This window comes from Bacteroides cellulosilyticus DSM 14838 (genome assembly GCF_000158035.1).
Classification (GTDB): Bacteria; Bacteroidota; Bacteroidia; order Bacteroidales; family Bacteroidaceae; genus Bacteroides; species Bacteroides cellulosilyticus.
In genome coordinates, this window is sequence record NZ_EQ973539.1 from 1 (window position 1) to 522 (window position 522).

1 protein-coding gene is annotated in these 522 nt (G+C 49.0%); it reads left to right on the forward strand.

The window, feature by feature from the left end; all coding sequences use genetic code 11:
* Positions 1–59 precede the first annotated feature (59 nt).
* Positions 60–522: glycoside hydrolase family 78 protein (locus BACCELL_RS25560; RefSeq protein ID WP_007215090.1), on the forward strand; the 463-nt coding region annotated here is incomplete at its 3' end.

The window sequence follows — 522 nt, forward strand, 5'->3', positions numbered from 1 at the left end:
CAAATTATCATTTATAAAAGTAATCTTGAACTATCACTCAATATCATAACGTAATCAATATGAATAAGAAGATATCAATATCCCTACTTTACCTCCTCATCCTCGCTGGTACGGCACACGCAGCCTTGCGCGTCACCGACCTGCGAACAGAGCAATTGAAGAATCCACTGGGAATCGACATCCGCCACCCCCGTCTGGGCTGGCGTATCGAATCGGACGAACAAAATGTGATGCAGACCGCCTATCATATTCTTGTAGCCTCCTCCCCTGAACTCCTGGCACAAGGCAAAGGAGACTGCTGGGATTCGGGCAAGGTGAAAACAGACGCTTCCCAATGGATCACTTATCAAGGTGAAACGTTGAAGCGTAACACCCCTTACTACTGGAAAGTAAAAGTCTATACCCATACTAATGAAACCGACTGGAGCGAACCCGCCTTCTGGAGTATGGGATTACTGAATGAAGCAGACTGGCAAGGGCAGTGGATCGGCCTGGACCACCCCGCCCCCGGTGACAGCGAGA